The organism is Lacihabitans lacunae (genome assembly GCF_042649125.1).
Lineage (GTDB): Bacteria > Bacteroidota > Bacteroidia > Cytophagales > Spirosomataceae > Leadbetterella > Leadbetterella lacunae.
In genome coordinates this window covers 1,606,150-1,625,608 of the sequence record NZ_JBHRYQ010000001.1, presented here as the reverse complement: position 1 = coordinate 1,625,608, position 19,459 = coordinate 1,606,150, and the positions used below count along the sequence as shown (strand labels likewise).

Here is a 19,459-nt window from a genome sequence, read left to right as displayed (position 1 = left end):
ACTCTAAAGGTAATATTTAAAAATTTGCAATCATTTGTACCATTTATTAAGCATTTTTTTACTCAAAACAATATTGGTTTTCAGTATTTAAATGAAGGTTTTGATATTATCGAAACCGAAACTTTCGATATTTGGTATTTCCCAATGGGATTTAAAATTGAAAATTACCCTAAGAAAACCTCAGAAAAGCTTAGCTTGAATATTTGGGAAGATCAATGGATAAGCAAACCTGAAATCGTAATGTCAAGGATTAAAGCTCAACTTGGCCTTCTGTTTTCGCTTCCAGCGAGAGTTTGTAAAATCATGCGAATTGATAAACCTCAAAGCGATGCTTTTCTTGCTGAAAATCACTTGCAAGGCGTGGTGAGTGCCAAGTTTAAATACGGTCTTTTTCTTCCCCAAAACTATTTTAGATTATTGCCGCAAGGCTTTACTTTACCTGAGTCTGATCTGCTGGTTGGGGTTCTGACGGTTTCGCAAGCCCGGAAAATTTACGTAGGAGACACTTTCAAAAATTCATACGAAATAGTCAGGTTTGCGAGTCTTAGAGATTTTCAAGTTAAAGGTGCGTTTAGCAAATTATTGAAGTTTTTTATGTTAGATAAATCCCCAGAAAATTTGATGACCTATGTAGACAAAGATTGGTCAACGGGTGCTAATTTTTATAAAATGGGATTTGAATTGAAAGAGACTCTACCTCAAATTTTCTTTGATTTGAATGAATCAGGCAAACGTGTAAAAGTAGAAAAAAATGAAGGATACCGAGTGTTTAATACGGGTAGTTTTAAATTTGTAAAAGATGTATAAAGTGCCTGATAAAAATGAATTAGTGGTGATATTGGGACCTACGGCCTCAGGAAAAACCAATTTGGCTACAGGCTTGGCGGCACAAACAAATGGTGCAATAATAAGTGCGGATAGTAGGCAAGTGTACCGAGGTATGGACGTTGGCACAGGAAAGGATTTAAATGAATATATTATCGATGGTAAATCTATTCCATATTATTTGATTGATATTGTAAATGCTGGCGAGAAGTATAACCTTGCTCGATTTCAAGCTGATTTTTGGGAAGCTAAAAAAGAGATTGAAACTATGCACAAATTACCTATACTCTGTGGAGGTACGGGGCTTTATATTCAGTCAGTTTTATCAGATTTTTGGCAGACGCAGGTCCCAGAGAACCCGGAACTGAGAGAGACTTTAAGAGAACTAACAAAAGAAGAGTTAGTAAAGATTTCAGAGAGTAAAACCCAAAAACTAAACCTCGATACATCCACGGTGAAGCGTTTGATAAGGGGAATAGAGATTCAGACTTTCTTAGAAAGTAACGCAATAAACGAAATGCCTTTTAATACCATGAAGTACAAAATTTTTGGATTAAATCCGGAAGTTGAACTTCGCCGAAACCGAATAAGCAAAAGGCTAAATGAAAGGTTGGAAAAACAAGGAATGATAGCCGAAGTAGAGGGTTTGTTAGCTCAGGGAATTTCGGCAGAAGACCTAATTTATTATGGTTTGGAGTATAAATACATCACGCTTTTTTTGACCAAAGTCATGGATTACGAAGCCATGTGTATTAAATTAGAAACCGAAATTCACAGATATGCCAAGCGTCAGATGACTTTCTTTAGAAGTTTAGAGAAAAAAGGATTCGAAATTGACTGGATACCGGATCATTTGACCACCGAACAAAAAATAAAATATGTTATTGAAAAAATATAAGTCTTTAGTCTTAATCGTATTGTTTTCTATTGGCTTCTCTGCCAATGCTCAGGTGTTGGTTTTAGGTGCAGACTTATCGCCTTTGGACATAAAAAAACTCTCACTATTAAAAACCGAGGCTCAAAAGCAAGGAGTGAAAATCGAAATTTCAAATTCTTCAAATGCATTAAATTTTGATAATCTTAAAAGCTATAAAGCGTTGTTCTTTTATAAGTTTAAAATCAATTCTTTAAGCCTAGAAGAGAGCAGTGCCATATTGTCATATTTTAAAACCGGTGGAGGTGTCATTGGCGTTCATGATATTTTTGAAGAAAACCCAAAATGGCTTTGGTTTGAACATTTATTTGGCAACAAAACAAAAACTGCTCCACTTTCTGATATAAATGTGATTTCAAATCTTTCGCTAAAAGGGGTGAGTTTGCCACCACTCTGGAAACTCACCGATTCGCCGATAGTAGTATACAATCAACAAGCAGGGTATGCCAAAGTCTTGATGGATATTTCGGCAAAGCCGCTTGCGTGGTATCACAAAACTTCGTTTGGGAATACCTGCTTTTATACCTCCCTTGGAGGTGCAGATGCTACATGGGAGAATTCGAATTTCCAAAATTTACTCATTGGTGCCATCAAATATGTAATGCCGGTTTCTCTTGATTCTTTAGAAAATAAGGAGGAAGTCTTGCTGCCATCTATTAGTCAATTCAAGTCAGAAACTGTACTGGATAGTCTTTCGGATGCATTTTTATTGAAAAGCGTGTCAGATGATCAAATTTTGATTTTTGATAAAAACGGAAGCCTTCTCAAGTATAATCCGGTGAATGCCACCAAATATATTTTAGGGAAATTTCCTTCATTAGTTAGCTCTGAGGCCTTTACGATTGACCCTGAATATGCAACAAATGGGTATGTGTATTTTTATAAAAAAACCGAAGAAGAACTACCCAATGTAAGTAGAATACATATAAATCAAGATGTGGCGGTGGCTGACTCCTTTAGCGTGTTTTCGTCTTTGCCCAATTTGAAAGATAAAGTTTATACCTTCGAAGGTTTAGATATGTTCGGTTTGCCAAAATATTATGATAAAAAACATTTTGTATTAAAGGAAAATAAAATTTACATAGAGCAAAAAGACGATACAGACGAAGTCATTAGTCGTGAGCCATTTGTGGTACCTATTGTCGATTATATCCAAAGTTTTGATTTTAACAAAAATGGGGAGTTGTTGCTTTTAAGTTCGGGTAAACTCACAAAAGTTAGTTACGAAAAAGACGGTCATTTTGCCCCAATTGCTAGATTTGAATATCAAGTTTCTACAGGTAAATTGCCTAAGGTTGCAAGTTTTGAAGCTAAAGGCATTTCAGAAAATACGTATTCGTGGGAGATTGATAATAAGATACTCAATGGCCAAAAAGTGAAATACATTTTCAGAAAAGTAGGTACCTATAAAGTAAAACTAAAAGTGGAAAATGCTTTTCATAAAACGGCTGAGTTTACACAGCAAATTGACATAAAAAAATGAGGACCAAGCACGGCTCAATCCTCATTCAATATTCCTAAATAAAAATATTATTATTCTTTTTCTGCAAGGTATCTTTCTGCATCCAAAGCACCCATACAACCCGTTCCGGCCGCAGTTACTGCTTGTCTGTAGATTTTGTCTTGGGCGTCTCCACAAGCAAATACACCTTCAATATTCGTCTTAGTTGAGCCTTTTTCTACCAATATATAACCGGCTTCGTCAAGGTTTAGGTAATCTTTGAAAATGCCAGTATTTGGCTGATGACCGATAGCCACAAAGAATCCTGTAATTGGAATTTCAGTGGTTTCACCTGTTTTGTTATTTTTAACGCGGACTGCTTCTACGCCATTTGCTCCTAATATTTCTTCGGTTTCTGTGTTAAACATAATCTCAATATTAGGAGTACTCATAACTCTTTTTTGCATAATTTGAGAGGCTCTAAATTCGTCTCTTCTAACTAGCATAGTAACTTTTCTACAAAGTTTAGACAAGTAGTGTGCTTCTTCACAAGCGGTATCGCCTGCTCCAACTATTGCCACGTCTTGCCCTCTATAAAAGAAACCGTCACAAACCGCACATGCCGAAACTCCCATACCGTTTAGTCTTGTTTCAGACGGTATTCCCAGCCATTTAGCAGAGGCTCCTGTAGAGATAATTACTGTTTCTGCTGTTATTTCATGCATTTCGTCTATCACAACTTTGTGTGCTAGTGGGGTGCTGAAGTCTACCGAAGTAGCCATTCCGTATCTGTTATCTAAGCCAAACCTTTCGGCTTGTTTACGCAAATCTTCCATCATTTCGGGACCTTGAACACCGTCAGGATATCCAGGGAAATTCTCAACGTCATTCGTGATAGTCAATTGACCACCCGGTTGTGAACCTTGATACATTACCGGTTTTAAACCCGCTCTTGATGCATAAATGGCTGCAGTATATCCCGCTGGGCCCGATCCTAATATTAATACTTGTACTTTTTCTTGTGTCATCTATATTTCGTTTTACCTATAATACTTTTTGAAGTCGCAAAGTTCGCCAATTCCGCATTAATTTCCATGACATTTGTTACATTCTATCTCTCAGATTTACCTTATCTGGTGTAACAATTGTCTAAATATGAAATGGGCTTAAAATTAATTTACAGAAAACGCATTTCTATTCTTCGGTTAATTTGGCGGTTTTCGTCGGAATCATTTTTAACTTTGGGTTTGCTCTCTCCAAATCCTTTGGTTATGAATCTTTGTGTGGCCAATCCTTTGGTTTCTAGGTACTTTACTACCGACTGGGCTCTTTTTAAAGAAAGGTCTTGGTTAGTTTGAATATTCCCTACATCATCCGTATGTCCTGAAATCTCAACATTTAATTTGGGGTTTTTGGCTAGTAGCTCAGTGAGTTTGTCAAGTTCTAAATAAGACTCTTCTCTCAATATGGCAGAGCCACTGTCAAAGAAAATATTTTGCAAAACCTCAACTGTCTCTTTCTCAATTTTCACCATTGGGATATTTAGTATTTTGCTTTCATAAGCTTTCGAAAAATCAAAGTTTATGCTTTTAAATAAATAACCGTCAGATTCTACATAAAGCACATATTGGCCTTCGCCTGGTAGCGTAGCTAGATAGTCGCCAGTGATAGCATCTGATAAAAATCTTGAGAGTTTTTCTTTTGTTTTTACGTTTACGAGCTCAATACTTGCTTGCACAGGTTTGCTGGTTTTTTGATCCAAAACAAAGCCTTTAATGAAATATGTTTTATTAAATTTCTTAGATAAAACCTCTGGAATACTAAATTTGTAGAGGTTCACCTTGTCTGATTTATTTACTGAATAATAGGCCGATTTGCCGTCAGCGGTTATAAAAAGCGAGAGCTCGTCGTCTGCTGTATTTATGGGGTAACCTAGGTTAATGGCACTGTCTGCTTGCATGTTTTTTAGGTTAGTAAGGTACAAATCCAAGTTACCCATCCCTACTTTTCCATTTGATGCAAAAAACAAAGAATAGCCGTTTGCGTGTATAAATGGTGACACTTCGTCTTGGTAGGTGTTTATGTTTTTTCCCATGTTTACTGCCTTGGTCCATCTGCCGTTTGCATCTTGCACACTCATCCATATGTCTTTTTTGCCCAATCCTCCCGGCCGCTCTGAAGCGAAAAATAGTTTAGATCCATCAGACGAAAGTGACGGTTGAGAATCCCAAAAATTTGAGTTGATGTTAGGGCCGAGGTTTTCTGGTTTTGACCATTTGTCTCCTTGTTTTTTCGTGATATATAAATCGCAACTACCAAAACTATCGCGGCCTTCGCAAGAAGTGAAAACCATTGTTTTTCCGTCTGTGGTTATGCTGCATGTACCTTCGTTAAAAGGGCTGTTTATTTCATTTGAAATAGAGACTGGCTGCTGCCATTGGCCATCTTTGAGCTCTGATTTAAATATATTTTCGTCTCCTCCATTTTCTACAGCCGTAAAAATCAGTGTAGTATTGTCAGCCGTCAAAACAGGGAAATATTGCTTTGCTTTGGTATTGATAATTTCTGGTAGTGGCTCAGGTTTGATACTTATCGGGTTACCTATGGCTTGCATTCCGAAATCTATAGTTTTGACTTGCTTTTCTAATTGTTTGTAGACTATCGAGTTTTTGTTGGTATTGGCCATTGAAACCGTTAAGTAAGCCTTTGCGGCTTCAAAATCGTGGTTTTCTAAGGCTCTTGATCCTAAAAACATATAGGCTTGCACAAAAGGAACTTGGCTTAGGCTATCTCTACTGATTACTTTTTTATAGTATTCACTCGCTTTGTTTACATCTCTAAACGACTCCGAAATTTGGCCTAATCTAAAATACGCTTCGGTTTTGGAGGTGTCTCGCTCCAAATACTTTTCAAAGTTTTCTGTGGCAGACTCATATTTCCGCTCCATAAAATCTTTCTTGCCTTTTTCGAAATAGATAAGGGCTTTTTTGTCTTGAGCAAAAGACATTTTCGAAATTATTATAAATAGTAGTATTGGTATACTAAGAAATTTATTTTTTGGCATCAAAAGACATTTTGGTTAAGGTTGAATCAAAAATTAAACCAATAAAACAGAAACATTTTATATTCGTATCTAAAAACGATGGGCTTTTGTGTTTATTTTTGATTTTTATATATGTTAATAATAATTATGACCTCATTCTATATTTATTTTAAAGCTTTTCATATCATTGGATTTGTTACTTGGTTTGCGGGGTTGTTTTATTTGGTCCGTATGTTTGTTTACCATGCCGAAGTAGATCAAAAGCCCGAGCAACTTCGTGCAGATTGGAGAGCTCAGTTTACCTTAATGCAATGGCGTGTTTTTAAAATAATAGCCACACCAGCTATGTATTTTACGTGGACATTCGGTTTGTTGATGTTATTTACTAATCCAGCGGTTTTGGAGCAAACTTGGATAAAAGTAAAACTAGTACTCTTGCTTGTGTTGGTAGGCTATCATTTTTTCTGTAAAAAAGTGATTGTCAATCAAGAAAAAGGAATTAGCAAACTAAATTCGTTTCAGTTTAGGTTATTAAATGAGCTCCCTACTTTGTTTTTAGTAGCCATCGTATTATTGGCAGTAGTACGAGATTTTATTAGCTTTTTATACCTGTTTGGAGGTATATTAGCATTTGGGTTTTCGCTTTACCTTTTTGCTAAGCAATACAAAAAGAAGCGAGAGAATTCGTAAGGAATTCGTTTTTACAATCAACCAATATGAATATAATTAAAATCACACTTTTGTGTTTATGGGTATATTCTGGCTTTGCCCAGCTTACTAGTAGCAATCTTCCTATTGTAATCATAAACACGCAAGGCAAAACTATTGTGGACGAGCCGAAAACCTTGGTTCAGTTCCAAATAATATATAATGGTGAAGGAAAAACCAATAAAGTAACCGACGCTCCAAACCATTATGATTCTTTCGCCGGAGTAGAATTTAGAGGTTCAAGTTCTCAGATGTTTCCAAAAAAGCCCTACGGTCTTGAATTAAGAAATGCGGATGGCTCCGAAAACCCCAAGGAATTATTGGGTATGCCCAAGGAGTCTGACTGGATTTTGTTTGCCTCCTACAACGAGAAAAGTCTAATGCATAACGTATTTACACTTCAAATGGCCGGTAAACTGGGTATTTATGCACCCAAAACAAGATACGTGGAATTGATTTTTAACGATCAGTATCAGGGTGTTTATGTTTTTATGGAAAAAATAAAAAGAGATAAAGGTAGACTAGATATTTCAAATCTTAAAGTAGAAGACGTAGCTGACGACCAACTTACAGGCGGTTATATTATCAAAATCGATAAATCTACAGGTACAAATCTTGGTAGCTTTACTTCAAAATATGCCAACAGAGACAATAACTACACGAGCTATTTTTACGAATCTCCGAAAACAATTAATAACATCCAAAAGCAATACATAAAATCGTATGTAACCAAATTTGAAGATGCCGTATATGGCCCTGATTTTAGAGATCCAGTAAAAGGTTATATGCCGTTAATAGACGTGGGTTCGTTTGTTAAGATGTTTGTTGTCAATGAAATATCTCGAAATATTGACGGCTATAGAATCTCGAGTTTTCTATATAAAGACCGAGACTCTAAAGGTGGTAAACTTGCGGCGGGCCCGCCTTGGGACTATGACATCAGCTACGGAAACGCCGATTATTGCCAAGGAAATCGTTCCGATCTTTTTGCCTATAAGTTTAATCAAATATGCCCTACAGACTATTGGTTGGTACCAAGGTTTTGGGACAGAATGTTAGACGACCCTGCTTTTATTGGAGAAATGCGAAATGTGTATTTCGAAGAAAGAAAAACAGGTGGGAAGCTAAGCACCGAAAACTTAATAGCCGATATTGATAAAATAGCGTTAGAAATAAAAGATGCTCAAGTAAGAAACTTTCAGAAGTGGCCTATATTAGGAACCTATATTTGGCCTAATCCTCAGCCGATTGCCTCTACCTGGGAAGGGGAGGTTTTAGAACTAAAAACTTGGTTAACGGCGAGATTGAAATGGTTGGACGAAAACATGCCAAAGGAATTTGTGATTACTTCAAATGCCGAACCTGAACAAAATTGGCGTGTTTTTCCGAATCCATTTTTAGATAAAATTCAAATTGAATTAACCTCCAAAGAAAAGGCAATAGGAGAGGCTACGCTATTTGACCAAACAGGTAAATTGCTACTTTCGGAAAAACTAGAAATAGTTGAAGGTAAAAACTATTTGAATATAGATATTCCTCAAAACCTTAATATTCAGGGAGTAGCTTTGATGAAAATAAAATTGCCAAGTGGCGAAGTTATTTTCAAGAAGCTCTTGAAAGTTAGCAATTAAGGTTTTTTTACCATGATAGTGTGTGGAATTCCATCTTCCATGTAATCTTCTCCGATCTCTTCAAACCCCAATGAAGAGTAAAATTTAATAAGGTATTTTTGAGCTCCTATTTTGATGGGAACCTGCCCGAAGTTGTCATACACTTGTGCTATTGAGTAGTTCATTATGCCCCTTCCGTAACCTTTTTCGCGACCATGCGGAAGGCTCAATACCCTTCCAATAGAGGCAAAACCAGGATAGTAAACCCCCACATCGAAAATTCGCGTGTAGGCTCCTAGTTTGTTTTCTTCGTCAAAAAGCAAGCAATGAGTTGCCACTTGGTCTTTATGGTCAGTGTCGAGAAAAGGACAGTTTTGTTCCACCACAAAAACCGCTTGTCTCGCCGCTAAGATATCATAAAGTTCATTTAAGCTTAATTCCTCGAATGATTTGCTTACTGTTTTGTACATAAAATCGTATTTTTACGGAAAATTACTAAAGGATTGATAGATATACATACGCATAGCATTGAAAAAAGCGAAAATGTTAAAAAACATTTTAATGTAATCGTAAAACTACCTGTGGGTGAAAATGCCGAATCTGATGATTTAATGGCATTTGACTACCTCAGTGTGGGTATTCATCCTTGGTTTATCGAAACCGACAGAATAAAGGAACAATACGAACTTTTGGAAAGCTACCTTGGTCTTGCTCAAGTGAAATTTTTGGGAGAAATCGGCTTGGATAAAATAAAAGGCCCCGATTTTAAAATTCAGCAAGAAGTATTTATCAAACAAATTAGGTTAGCCGAACGCTTTAAAAAGCCCGTGATTATTCATTGTGTCCGTGCTTTTAATGAACTTTTAGGAATTCAAAAACTTATAAAACCCAAGGTGCCCATGATTATTCATGGCTTCAATAAAAAGAAAGAAGTGGCTCATACCTTGCTTCAAAAAGGGTTTTATCTTTCATTTGGGAAGGATTTACTTAGCCAAAAACATGTTAAAGAGGCCTTTTTGGCAACAGACTTAGATCGTGTATTTTTTGAAACAGATGATGCCGATTTAAATGTTAAAGACATATATCAAGAAGCAAGTGCTTTGTTAGGCATTAGTATTAATGAATTAGAAGAAAAAATATATAATAATTACCTCGAACTATTTTTATGAATGATTTAAGTTGGCTTTCGCGGTCAGAACTTTTGGTTGGAAAGGAAGGCATAGATAAACTTCAAAATGCCCACGTGCTCGTGGTTGGTCTTGGGGGTGTAGGTTCATTTGCAGCTGAGTTTATTTGCAGAGCTGGAGTAGGTGAAATGACCATTGTAGACGGTGATGTGGTGGATCCAACAAACAGGAATCGTCAGTTGCCGGCACTATTTACTACCCACGGTTACCCAAAGGCCACGTGGATGAAAGAGCGACTTTTGGCCATCAATCCAGATTTAAAACTAACTGTTTTGCAAGAGTTTTTATCGCCTGAAAGGTGCGAGGAGCTGCTAACTCAAAAGTTTGATTATGTGATGGACTGTATCGACAGCATAACGCCAAAACTTACCTTGCTTCAAGCGGCATACAAAAGCGGAATCCCAACTGTGAGTTCTATGGGTGCCGGTGGCAAAATGGACCCAACTAAAATTAGAGTCTCGGATGTTTTTGATACCCACACCTGCAAGCTAGCATTTTATATCCGGAAAAGATTGAAGAAAATGCAAGTTCAAAAAGGAATTAAAGGCGTTTTCTCTACCGAAGAAATGGATAAAGATTCTTTAGTGATGACAGATGGTTCCAATTTTAAGCAATCTGCCTACGGCACTATTTCTTACATGCCTGCCGCGTTTGGAGGTGTAGCATCCTCAGTGGTTATCCGAGATTTGTTAGGCGTAACCATAGCAAACGAAAAAAGACCCAAAAGTATGAAAAGCAGCAAATTATCCCGGTAGAGATTCGCTACCAGCGAATCTAGGAAATCGAAATTCCCCCCAGTAGAGATTCGCTACCAGCGAATCTAGAAAATCGCAATTCCCCCGGTAGAGATTCGCTACCAGCGAATCTATAAAATAGCAATCACCGAATCTAGGAAATCGAATCCCCCAGGTATAGATTCGCTACCAGCGAATCTAGGTTATTACAATTTGTGAATCTAAAACAACACGTTTAAATTCGCAATTGAATCAAAAATAGCATTCACAATTCCCCATCAAACAAAAAAAAGACTGTCCAAAAGACAGTCTTTCCTAATAAAATATTTTTAAAGATCTATTTAGAAGTTACAATCTGAAACTTAAGTTTTACTGGGCTAGAACTCGAAATAACCTGTTGGTTTCTGATGTAGGTCAAATTATAAACATTCGAAATCACTCTTCCGAACTTTGTAAATACGTCTTTTAGTTCTTTAACTGTAGAAGGGAAACTTGCTGTACCGCCATTGCTTGCTAGTTTATTCAATACAGTTTTGTCCACACCACCATTTCCGTTTAAACCAATAAAAAAGCTTGTGATTTTATATTGATTTTTGTCAGACTTAATTTTCCCAATCAAATAATCAGGGTTAATATTTGGTGGAGCCATGTTATCTGTTCCATCTGTAAAGGTAAATAATACCCTAGACTGCGAATTAGATTTCTGTAACATGTCGATTCCTTGGTCTACTGCGTTGTATAGTGCTGTGAATTTCCCTTGCTTTAGTCCTCTCACGTAGGTTTTTAAAGCCTCTTTGTCGGTAGTAAGCGGAAATTCATTGATTGTATCTGCAAAATCTACAATTCCCATTTTAACAACTTTTCTATCCGTAAATATTTTTTCAATAAAATCTACGGCATATTGTTTAATAGTCTCAAAGTCAGCACCTAGAGACTCACTTCTGTCTAGCACAAGCACTACTGAGATGTCTTCTGACTGTTTGAAATCCATCGTAAATTCGACGTCTTCTTTCCAGGCTTTGGTATCATTTCTATACTCAAAAGCTTTTATGTTTTCGATGTTGTAATTGTTAGAATATTCGTCAATAATTCTAAAGTTATCGATAATTACTTTTGTTAAAGTAGAGCCTTCGGTTTCGCCACCAAAGTTTTTTGAGAAGTCTATTTTAATCTCTTTTGATGTTTGAGCAGCATCAAATCTGACCATGGGAGATTTTCCGGAAGTGTTCCAAAAATCTAAGTAAATTTCAAATATGGATCCATTCGGATTTACACCACCACCACCACAACTTACAAGGATTAATGTCAAGACGATAGCCTTGATACTTAAGAAAGCATTTCTTAGTTTCATTTTGGATAATATTTATTGTATTCAGCTTAGGAAACGAAAACATCGCACCAAAACTTTTAAAAGCACGTAAAATTATTGCAAATTTGCATAAAAAAAATCAAATAATGAACGTTGGGCTTGTAATTTTAGCTGCAGGAGAGTCTTCGAGGATGGGTGCACCGAAGCAACTTTTGCCCATTTTTGGAAAATCGATGCTCAAATATTTAATAGAGGAGGCATTTGAAACTAATTGTGTGCCGGTTACGGTGGTGTTGGGTGCTCACAAATCTAAAATCGTCCCTGAGCTCCACAATATGCCTATTTCAATCATTGATAATGCAAACTGGGCCACAGGCATGGGGAGTTCTATCAAAATGGGATTAATAGGAGTCTACATGGTTGAAAAAAGTGTCGATGCCGTTATTTTCATGACTTCAGATATGCCTTTTGTAAATGCCAAGGTGTTAAATAAAATGATACAAATTGCAGAGGAACACCCTGAAAAAACTATAGTAGCAGCGAAATATAATGGTACAGTCGGTATCCCTACACTTTTCAAAAGGTCTGTTTTCGAGCAACTGCTCGATATCGAACCGAAAGCTGGAGCCAAAAACATTATTCAAGCAAACAAAAAAGACACCATTAGTTTTGACTTTGATCTTGGTTCGGTTGACTTAGACACCAAACAAGACTATTTCGAATTTCTTCAATCTAAAAACTAAATATGCAGGCTTTCGGCTATTTTCTTCTTTATCCGTTTATTTTTATTTTTTCCAGATTACCTCTGAGAGTTCTTTATTATTTGTCAGACTATTTGCTTTATCCAGTTTTATATAGGATGTTGGGCTACCGAACCAAGGTTGTTAGGTTAAACATAAACAATGCCTTACCAGAATATTCGGATGCTCAAAAGCTCAAAATAGAGAAAGACTTTTATCACTATTTATGCGATCTTTTTGTTGAAACCATAAAGAGTTTTAGTACTTCGCCTGAATTTCTGGCTAAACATGTAAAATATAAAAATGTGGAGCTTTTAGATAAGTTCTATGCAAACAATAAGTCTGTTTTATTAACGCTCGGGCACATTGGTAACTATGAGTGGATTGCCAAAAGTATCTCTTTAGAGCTAAAGCACTTGTTTTTAGTTCCTTATCACGAAATGTCAAATCCATCTTTTGATTCTTTGTTTAAAAAATCAAGATCCGCTTTTGGAGGAGTTTTTTTTCCTACTTATGAAACCATCAAAGTGCTCAGAAGAGAATTTGAACGACCCATACTTTTGGGTTTGGCCAATGACCAATCGGCACCGCCCAATAAGGCGTATTGGACCAGGTTTTTAAATCAAGATACTTCGTTTTTTGTGGGAACTGAGAAAATGGCCATTCAGTTTGGCTACCCGGTGGTTTTTGGACACGTTTCTGTCAAAAAGAGAGGAGAATACACATTAACCTTGATGGAAATCACGGAAGACCCCGCTTTAATGCCCGAAGGAGAAATAATGAAGCAACACGCTAAAATGTTGGAGAGAAACATTCTTGAGTATCCAAAGTATTGGTTGTGGTCTCACCGAAGGTGGAAACACGAAATGCCCGAAGGCATTCCGTATGGTTTTAATATTGTTAAGAAGAGTAGGGCCTAGCATTATCCGAAAGAAACATTGTTTTCTCCGACTACTTCCAATAACATTTTCTGAATCTCTTTGTTAAGTTCTATTTTTGAAGAACGCGAAAACATTGCAATGTCATAGCGTTCTTCTTTGTCATATACATTTAGCTTAAAATCAAATTTTCCTGGGTTTTCAGTCAAAATGGTTTTAAGTCTTGCGATGTTGGTTTCGTTTACGTCAGCCAAATCCATTTTTACATTTACTTCCTTAAATCGCTTTTCTTTTAGGTCATTTAGTAAGTCAATGCTCAGTGGCTTAAACTCGTAGTCGCCGTCTCGGTTCCATTTGGTTTGTACTTTTCCTCTGATACAGACAAACAAGCCCATCGCCAAATACCTCGAAAATTCGATATAATCTTTTCCAAAAAGAGCAAGTTCAAGTGAAGAGCTATAGTCCTCTATTTTAAATATCCCAAACGGATTGCCATTTTTTGACTGCTTCACTATCACAGACGTTATCACGCCACCAATCTGCAAGTCGCGACCTTCGTTTTCTGGTATAAGTACTTGGTCAAGGGGTTTACAAATAGACATCTCTATGGCAAACTGATCCAGCGGATGGCCCGAAATATAAAAGCCTACAACGTCTTTTTCGTATTTCAGTTTTTCTATATTTCCCCAAGGTTCCACATTTTCCGTCTTTGGCTTTTGTATCTCAAAACCATCTCCCTCGGCCATGTCGCCAAATAGCGAGTTTTGAGCGGAGGCCTTATCTTCTGCTACTTTGTTGGCATGGCGTATTATTTTCTCGATAAATGTACTTCCCTCGGACTCATGGAAATACTCCGCTCGGTGTATGTCCTCAAAACAGTCAAATGCTCCAGCATAAACCAACGATTCCAGCGTTTTTTTGTTAACCGTTCTAAGGTTTACACGCATTATGAAATCAAATATATCGGAGTACGGCCCGTTGTTTTCTCGCTCTTCTATAATGGCATCTACGGCAGCATCACCCGTTCCTTTTATACCGCCAAGACCAAACCTGATCTCTTTTTTCTTGTTTACGCTAAATCTTTTTGACGACTCATTTATGTCGGGTCCCAACACATCCAAGCCCAGGTTTTTACATTCTTCCATGAAAAACGTAATCTTGTCTATGTTACCCAGTTGTGAGGTCAATACCCCCGCCATGTACTCAGAGGTGTAGTGAGCTTTTAAGTAGGCCGTTTGATAAGCCACAAACGCATAACAGGTAGAGTGTGACTTGTTAAATGCATACTGAGCAAAGGCCTCCCAGTCGGTCCATATTTTTTCCAAAATCTTGGTGTCGTGTCCGTTGGCAGCTCCGCCTTCCATAAACTTCACCTTCATTTTGTTCAAGACCTCAATCTGCTTTTTACCCATGGCCTTCCGCAGTACGTCGGCGTCACCTTTGGTAAAATTCCCCAGTTTCTGGGACAAAAGCATCACCTGCTCTTGATATACCGTGATTCCGTAAGTTTCACCCAAAAACTCCTCTACTTCGGCTAAGTCATATTTTATTTCTTCTGTTCCGTGTTTACGAGCAATAAAGTTAGGAATATACGCAATCGGTCCTGGTCTATAAAGGGCGTTCATGGCGATGAGGTCATCAAACCTATCGGGCTTAAGTTCCTTCATGTATTTTTTCATTCCGTCAGACTCAAACTGAAAAATCGCCGTAGTTTCTCCTCGTTGAAATAACTCAAAGGTCTTTTCGTCATCAAGCGGAATGTAGTCTATGTCTATCTCTACTCCATAGTTTTCCTTGATCATCCGCAAGGCCTCCTTTATAATAGAAAGGTTTCTTAGACCCAAAAAGTCCATTTTGATTACCCCAGCATCCTCAATAACTTTTCCTTCATATTGGGTAATCAGCAAGTCCGAATCTTTGGATGTACATACCGGTACTATGTCAGACAAATCTGAGGGGGCAATAATGATCCCGGCAGCGTGTATACCCGTGTTTCTAACTGTTCCTTCTAGTTTTTCGGCTTGTTTAAGTACTTTGGATGCCAGCTCGTTTCCATTATAAAGCTCTCGTACTTTTCTTACATTGTCTTGCTCATCAGCACTCAGTCCAAGTTCGTTTAACGACTTCGGCCCCGCCATCGGCATGTGAATCAATTTACTGAAATTCATTCCATAGGATGGTTTATCAGGAATCAATTTCGCTATGTAGTTGGCGTCAGACAGTGGCAAATCCATCACCCTCGCTACATCTTTTATGGCCGACTTGGTGGCCATAGTACCGTAAGTAATAATCTGTGCTACCTGATTTTTGCCATATTTTTGGACTACATAGTCTATTACCTTTTGACGGCCTTCATCGTCGAAGTCCGTATCAATATCGGGCATTGACTTACGGTCGGGATTCAAGAATCGCTCAAAAAGTAAGTTGTATTTTATAGGATCAATATTCGTGATACCGATACAATACGCCACCGCCGAACCGGCCGCCGAGCCCCTTCCGGGTCCAATCATTACGCCCAAGTCACGCCCAGCTTTTATAAAGTCCATCACGATTAAGAAATATCCTGCAAAACCCATGGTTTTAATCGTAAATAACTCAAAATCAAGTCGTTCTTGTGTGGTGCTAATTATCTCGCCATAGCGTTGTCTTGCTCCTTCGTAGGTAATATGCTTGAGGTATTCCCACTGATTTAGTTTATCGTCAGCGTGGATTTTAAAGTCCTCCGGTATCGGGAAGTTTGGAAGCATGATGTCCTTTTTCAAGTCCAGCTTCTCTATTTTGTCAACTATCTCGTTGGTGTTGTCTATCGCCTGCGGAATATCCGCAAACAATGACGTCATTTCGGCCGTGCTTTTAAAATAAAACTGATCGTTAAAAAAAGCAAAACGCGTATTTTTTGCACTCAAGGTATCATCATCTGCAAAGTCTTTTGCCGATGGCGTGGCCAATTTTTCGTTGGTATTTACACATAGCAAAATATCGTGAGCTACCCAGTCAGACTGATCTACGTAGTGGCTATCATTCGACGCAATCACCTTTACATCATATCTTTTGGCCCATTTTAAAAGTATCTCGTTAACCAGGTTTTGTTCCGGAATATCATGCCTCTGAATCTCAATATAATAGTCTTCTCCAAAGCGGTCGAGCCACCATCTAAATTCCTTTTCGCCTTCTTCTTCGCCTTTTTTTAATATTACCTTAGGCACAGAGGCACCTATGCAACACGTAGTTGCTATTAGTCCATCTTTGTATTTGTCTATCAGTTCTTTTGTTACCCTTGGATACTTTGAATAAAGCCCTTCCATAAAACCCAAAGAACACAGTTTCGTAAGGTTTTTGTAACCTTCGGGCGTTTTGGCAAGCAAAAGCTGATGGTATCTAATGTCTTTTTGTTCTTTTGTAAACTGTTTGCGGGTATGGTCTTCCACCACATAAAACTCGCAACCCACCACGGGCTTCACATTAAACTTTGCCGATGCTGCCACAAAGTCAAACACCCCAAACATATTGCCGTGGTCCGTAATGGCCATAGCAGGCATGCCGTCTGCTTCAGCTTTAGCAAATAGTTTTTTAATATTAGAAGCACCATCTAGCAGAGAGTACTGCGTATGGTTATGCAAATGCGAAAATTTCATGTCTTAACGTATAAGTAGTATTTGACAAAGATAACCCAAAAGCCCTTTTTTTTAAAATTTAGTTTTGTGCCATTTTATATTATTTTGCTCAAATATGCTCATTATTAGACAACTATATTTTTGGGCGGTTGCTTCCTTATCAGTCAGCATCGGGCTATCCACTCCCGCTTTTTGTATGTGGCTTCGCCAGCATCCAAAAGAGCTCCGTTACTATCCCTACCGCAAGTCGGAATGGCATTAGTTATTAAAAAAAAAGCCTTCAGAAAGGACTTCTTTCCGAAGGCTTCAAAAAATACAATAAAGTATTTTATTTTCCTTAATTCTTTGATATTCTAACTCTTACACCGTTAAAAGCCGAATTGCCGGTAAGTTTGTCTATTCTTTTTTCTTCCGTAATATCATTTATACTTACGCCTGCATGTGCTTCGGCTATTTTCATTTTAGTGCCTTTTCGGTTATGCCCATATCCATGAGGAATACTGACCACTCCGGGCATTATTTCGTCACTTATCTCTACCTCTAGGCAGATCTGCCCCACACTTGAGCGAACATTTACCAGTTCATTGTCTTGTAAATTAAGCGTTTTGGCATCTTCAGGATGCATCCATACCGTGCATCGGTTTTTTCCTTTAAGTAGTTTGTCGGAGTTATGCATCCACGAATTGTTGTCTCTTAAGTTCCTCCTCCCGATTAATGAAAACTCCTCCATATTCATCAAGTTTTTAGCATCACTTTTTAGGCGTTCCAAATCTTTTACAAACAATTCCGGCACAAGGTTGATGTTTTGCTTTAGTCTTTCGGGTAGCATCGGTTTTAACGGACCCAGGTCTATTCCATGCACACTTTCTATCAGAGGATTTATTGATAACTTGTAAGGGCCATATCTCAGTCCTAAATCCAGTTTTTGTTCCGGGGTTATTATCGCTTCTTCGGTTCCCAGGTGTACATTTTTTAGTTCTTGAAATATCTCATAATCGTATTTTGCTCCTTCGGCTTTGTTAAATAGGGGAGGGCTATATTTGGTCGTGTTTCTGACCGCAAGGTTATGAAACGTAAGGTCGTAATGAGCACACTCAACGCCAGTAGCAGGAGGCAATATAAGGTCGGCATGTTTAGTGGTTTCATTTAGATAAATATCAAACGAAATCATAAAGTCGAGACTTTCAAGAGCTTTTTCAAGTTGAGCTCCATTTGGAGTAGATAATACTGGGTTGCCGCAGTTGGTAATCATCATTTTTATTTGACCTTCACCTGGCGTTAATATTTCTTCCGCCATAACAGATACAGGCAGTTCTCCTAAAAACTCAGGTAAGTCACTTACTCTACTTCTCCAGCGGTCGTAGCGTTCTTTTGGCTTTGCCGGACCCACAAAATCAATAGCAGGAAGTGTAAACATAGCACCGCCCTTTTTATCTAAATTTCCAGAAATAATATTTATTACATTGATTAACCACAAACAAAGCCCGCCATACTGCTGAGTAGAAACGCCAATTCTGCCATAACAAACTGCTGATTCTGCATCACAAAACTCTTTTGCCAATCGTGTTACGTTGGCTTGTGAAATTCCGGTGATTTGCTCTATACTCTTAGTGTCAAACTCTTTTGCTATTTTACTAAATTCTACTAATCCTTCTACATAGTCGGGTAGTTTACAGTCAGTTTTTATCTTGATTATTTCTTTGGCAAATGCCATCAAAAACCACGCGTCAGATTCGGGTTTGATAAATAAATGTTCATTGGCATGTTTGGCAGTTTCGGTTTTTCTCGGGTCTAGCACCACGTATTTTCCTTCCCTACTTTTTATAGCCTCTAGTCGATGTGCTACATCAGGTACACTCATCATACTTCCATTTGAGGCCAATGGGTTTCCGCCTATTATCAACATATAATCTGTATGGTCTATATCCGGCACGGGCAAAAGCATTGGGTGGCCGTACATAAGCCAAGAAGCAAAATGATGCGGCAGTTGATCGGTGGAAGTAGCGGTGAAAAAGTTTTTTGTGCGTAAAATTTTGAAAAAATCAGGTCCAAATAAATTGGTGCCCAGGTTATGAATAGTTGGGTTTCCGTGGTAAAGCCCCACGGCATCTCTGCCATACTTCTCTTGTGTGTCCTTTATTTTTTCCGAAGCGAGTTTATATGCTTCTTCCCATGAAATGGTTTCCCATCCCTCTGAGGTTTTCTTCAATGGAAATTTTAATCTATCAGGGTCTTCATAAATATCTTTTAAAGCAAACGCTTTGGGACAAATGTGTCCTCTACTAAAAACGTCTTCCTTGTCGCCTTCTATTTTTATGATTTGGTGATTTTCGTGGGAGATTTTAAGTCCGCACATTGCCTCACACAGGTTACAGGTTCTATAATGAAATTCCATTTGATGGGTGTAATATTGTACACGAAAATAGGAGATTTCAG

General features: G+C 37.9%; 15 protein-coding genes. 9 read left to right on the top strand and 6 right to left on the bottom strand.

All coding sequences use genetic code 11. The features are described 5' to 3' along the window. The first annotated feature begins 24 nt into the window (after nt 1–24). From ACFOOI_RS07075 to ACFOOI_RS07065, 3 genes are read left to right on the top strand one after another with little or no spacing between them, the layout of a single operon-like run. Nucleotides 25–807, top strand: a complete 783-nt coding sequence (locus tag ACFOOI_RS07075) for a hypothetical protein (protein WP_379836519.1) — start codon at nt 25–27, stop codon at nt 805–807. After that, nucleotides 800–1,723: a tRNA (adenosine(37)-N6)-dimethylallyltransferase MiaA gene (miaA, locus tag ACFOOI_RS07070; RefSeq protein WP_379836517.1), complete on the top strand. Its 924-nt coding sequence runs from the start codon at nt 800–802 to the stop codon at nt 1,721–1,723. The genes ACFOOI_RS07075 and miaA overlap by 8 nt, the downstream gene beginning before the upstream one ends. Then, nucleotides 1,704–3,242: a ThuA domain-containing protein gene (locus ACFOOI_RS07065; protein WP_379836515.1), complete on the top strand. Its 1,539-nt coding sequence runs from the start codon at nt 1,704–1,706 to the stop codon at nt 3,240–3,242. The genes miaA and ACFOOI_RS07065 overlap by 20 nt, the downstream gene beginning before the upstream one ends. A 50-nt stretch (nt 3,243–3,292) precedes the next feature. Here the strand turns inward: ACFOOI_RS07065 and trxB are convergent, their stop codons facing one another. Next, nucleotides 3,293–4,228, bottom strand: coding sequence for a thioredoxin-disulfide reductase (gene trxB, locus ACFOOI_RS07060; RefSeq protein WP_379836513.1), 936 nt, complete (start codon nt 4,226–4,228; stop codon nt 3,293–3,295). Between the two features lie 149 nt (nt 4,229–4,377). Next, on the bottom strand, nt 4,378–6,207 hold the full coding sequence (locus ACFOOI_RS07055) for an OmpA family protein (protein WP_379836511.1): 1,830 nt from the start codon (nt 6,205–6,207) through the stop codon (nt 4,378–4,380). Nucleotides 6,208–6,375: 168 nt separating this feature from the next. Here ACFOOI_RS07055 and hemJ point away from each other — a divergent pair, with 168 nt between their 5' ends. Then, the gene (gene hemJ / locus ACFOOI_RS07050) at nt 6,376–6,933 is read left to right on the top strand and encodes a protoporphyrinogen oxidase HemJ (protein WP_379836509.1); all 558 of its coding nucleotides are present in this window, start codon (nt 6,376–6,378) and stop codon (nt 6,931–6,933) included. 26 nt (nt 6,934–6,959) lie between these two features. Further along, nucleotides 6,960–8,582 (top strand): CotH kinase family protein, encoded by a 1,623-nt coding sequence (locus ACFOOI_RS07045; RefSeq protein ID WP_379836507.1) that lies wholly within the window; start codon nt 6,960–6,962, stop codon nt 8,580–8,582. Here the strand turns inward: ACFOOI_RS07045 and ACFOOI_RS07040 are convergent. Beyond that, a complete protein-coding gene (locus tag ACFOOI_RS07040; protein WP_379836506.1) occupies nt 8,579–9,031 on the bottom strand; it encodes a GNAT family N-acetyltransferase in 453 nt (150 codons plus the stop codon). The two genes, ACFOOI_RS07045 and ACFOOI_RS07040, sit on opposite strands and share 4 nt — an antisense overlap. Nucleotides 9,032–9,064: 33 nt before the next feature. Here ACFOOI_RS07040 and ACFOOI_RS07035 point away from each other — a divergent pair, with 33 nt between their 5' ends. Together ACFOOI_RS07035 and ACFOOI_RS07030 are read left to right on the top strand one after the other, a co-directional pair. Beyond that, nucleotides 9,065–9,730, top strand: coding sequence for a TatD family hydrolase (locus tag ACFOOI_RS07035; protein ID WP_379836504.1), 666 nt, complete (start codon nt 9,065–9,067; stop codon nt 9,728–9,730). Continuing rightward, on the top strand, nt 9,727–10,503 hold the full coding sequence (locus tag ACFOOI_RS07030; RefSeq protein WP_379836502.1) for a tRNA threonylcarbamoyladenosine dehydratase: 777 nt from the start codon (nt 9,727–9,729) through the stop codon (nt 10,501–10,503). Before ACFOOI_RS07035 ends, ACFOOI_RS07030 begins: the two co-directional genes overlap by 4 nt. Before the next feature lie 316 nt (nt 10,504–10,819). On the opposite strand, the gene ACFOOI_RS07025 is transcribed toward ACFOOI_RS07030, so the two are convergent. Further along, nucleotides 10,820–11,833 (bottom strand): vWA domain-containing protein, encoded by a 1,014-nt coding sequence (locus ACFOOI_RS07025; protein WP_379836500.1) that lies wholly within the window; start codon nt 11,831–11,833, stop codon nt 10,820–10,822. Between the two features lie 104 nt (nt 11,834–11,937). Here ACFOOI_RS07025 and ACFOOI_RS07020 point away from each other — a divergent pair, with 104 nt between their 5' ends. Both ACFOOI_RS07020 and ACFOOI_RS07015 read left to right on the top strand, forming a co-directional pair. Beyond that, nucleotides 11,938–12,534, top strand: coding sequence for a nucleotidyltransferase family protein (locus ACFOOI_RS07020; protein ID WP_379836498.1), 597 nt, complete (start codon nt 11,938–11,940; stop codon nt 12,532–12,534). Between the two features lie 2 nt (nt 12,535–12,536). Further along, nucleotides 12,537–13,451: a lysophospholipid acyltransferase family protein gene (locus tag ACFOOI_RS07015; protein ID WP_379836496.1), complete on the top strand. Its 915-nt coding sequence runs from the start codon at nt 12,537–12,539 to the stop codon at nt 13,449–13,451. A 2-nt stretch (nt 13,452–13,453) separates the two neighbouring features. Here the strand turns inward: ACFOOI_RS07015 and dnaE are convergent, their stop codons facing one another. Both dnaE and ACFOOI_RS07005 read right to left on the bottom strand, forming a co-directional pair. Beyond that, nucleotides 13,454–17,044, bottom strand: coding sequence for a DNA polymerase III subunit alpha (dnaE, locus tag ACFOOI_RS07010; protein WP_379836494.1), 3,591 nt, complete (start codon nt 17,042–17,044; stop codon nt 13,454–13,456). Nucleotides 17,045–17,360: 316 nt separating this feature from the next. Beyond that, nucleotides 17,361–19,418 (bottom strand): molybdopterin-dependent oxidoreductase, encoded by a 2,058-nt coding sequence (locus ACFOOI_RS07005; protein ID WP_379836492.1) that lies wholly within the window; start codon nt 19,416–19,418, stop codon nt 17,361–17,363. Nucleotides 19,419–19,459: the final 41 nt, after the last annotated feature.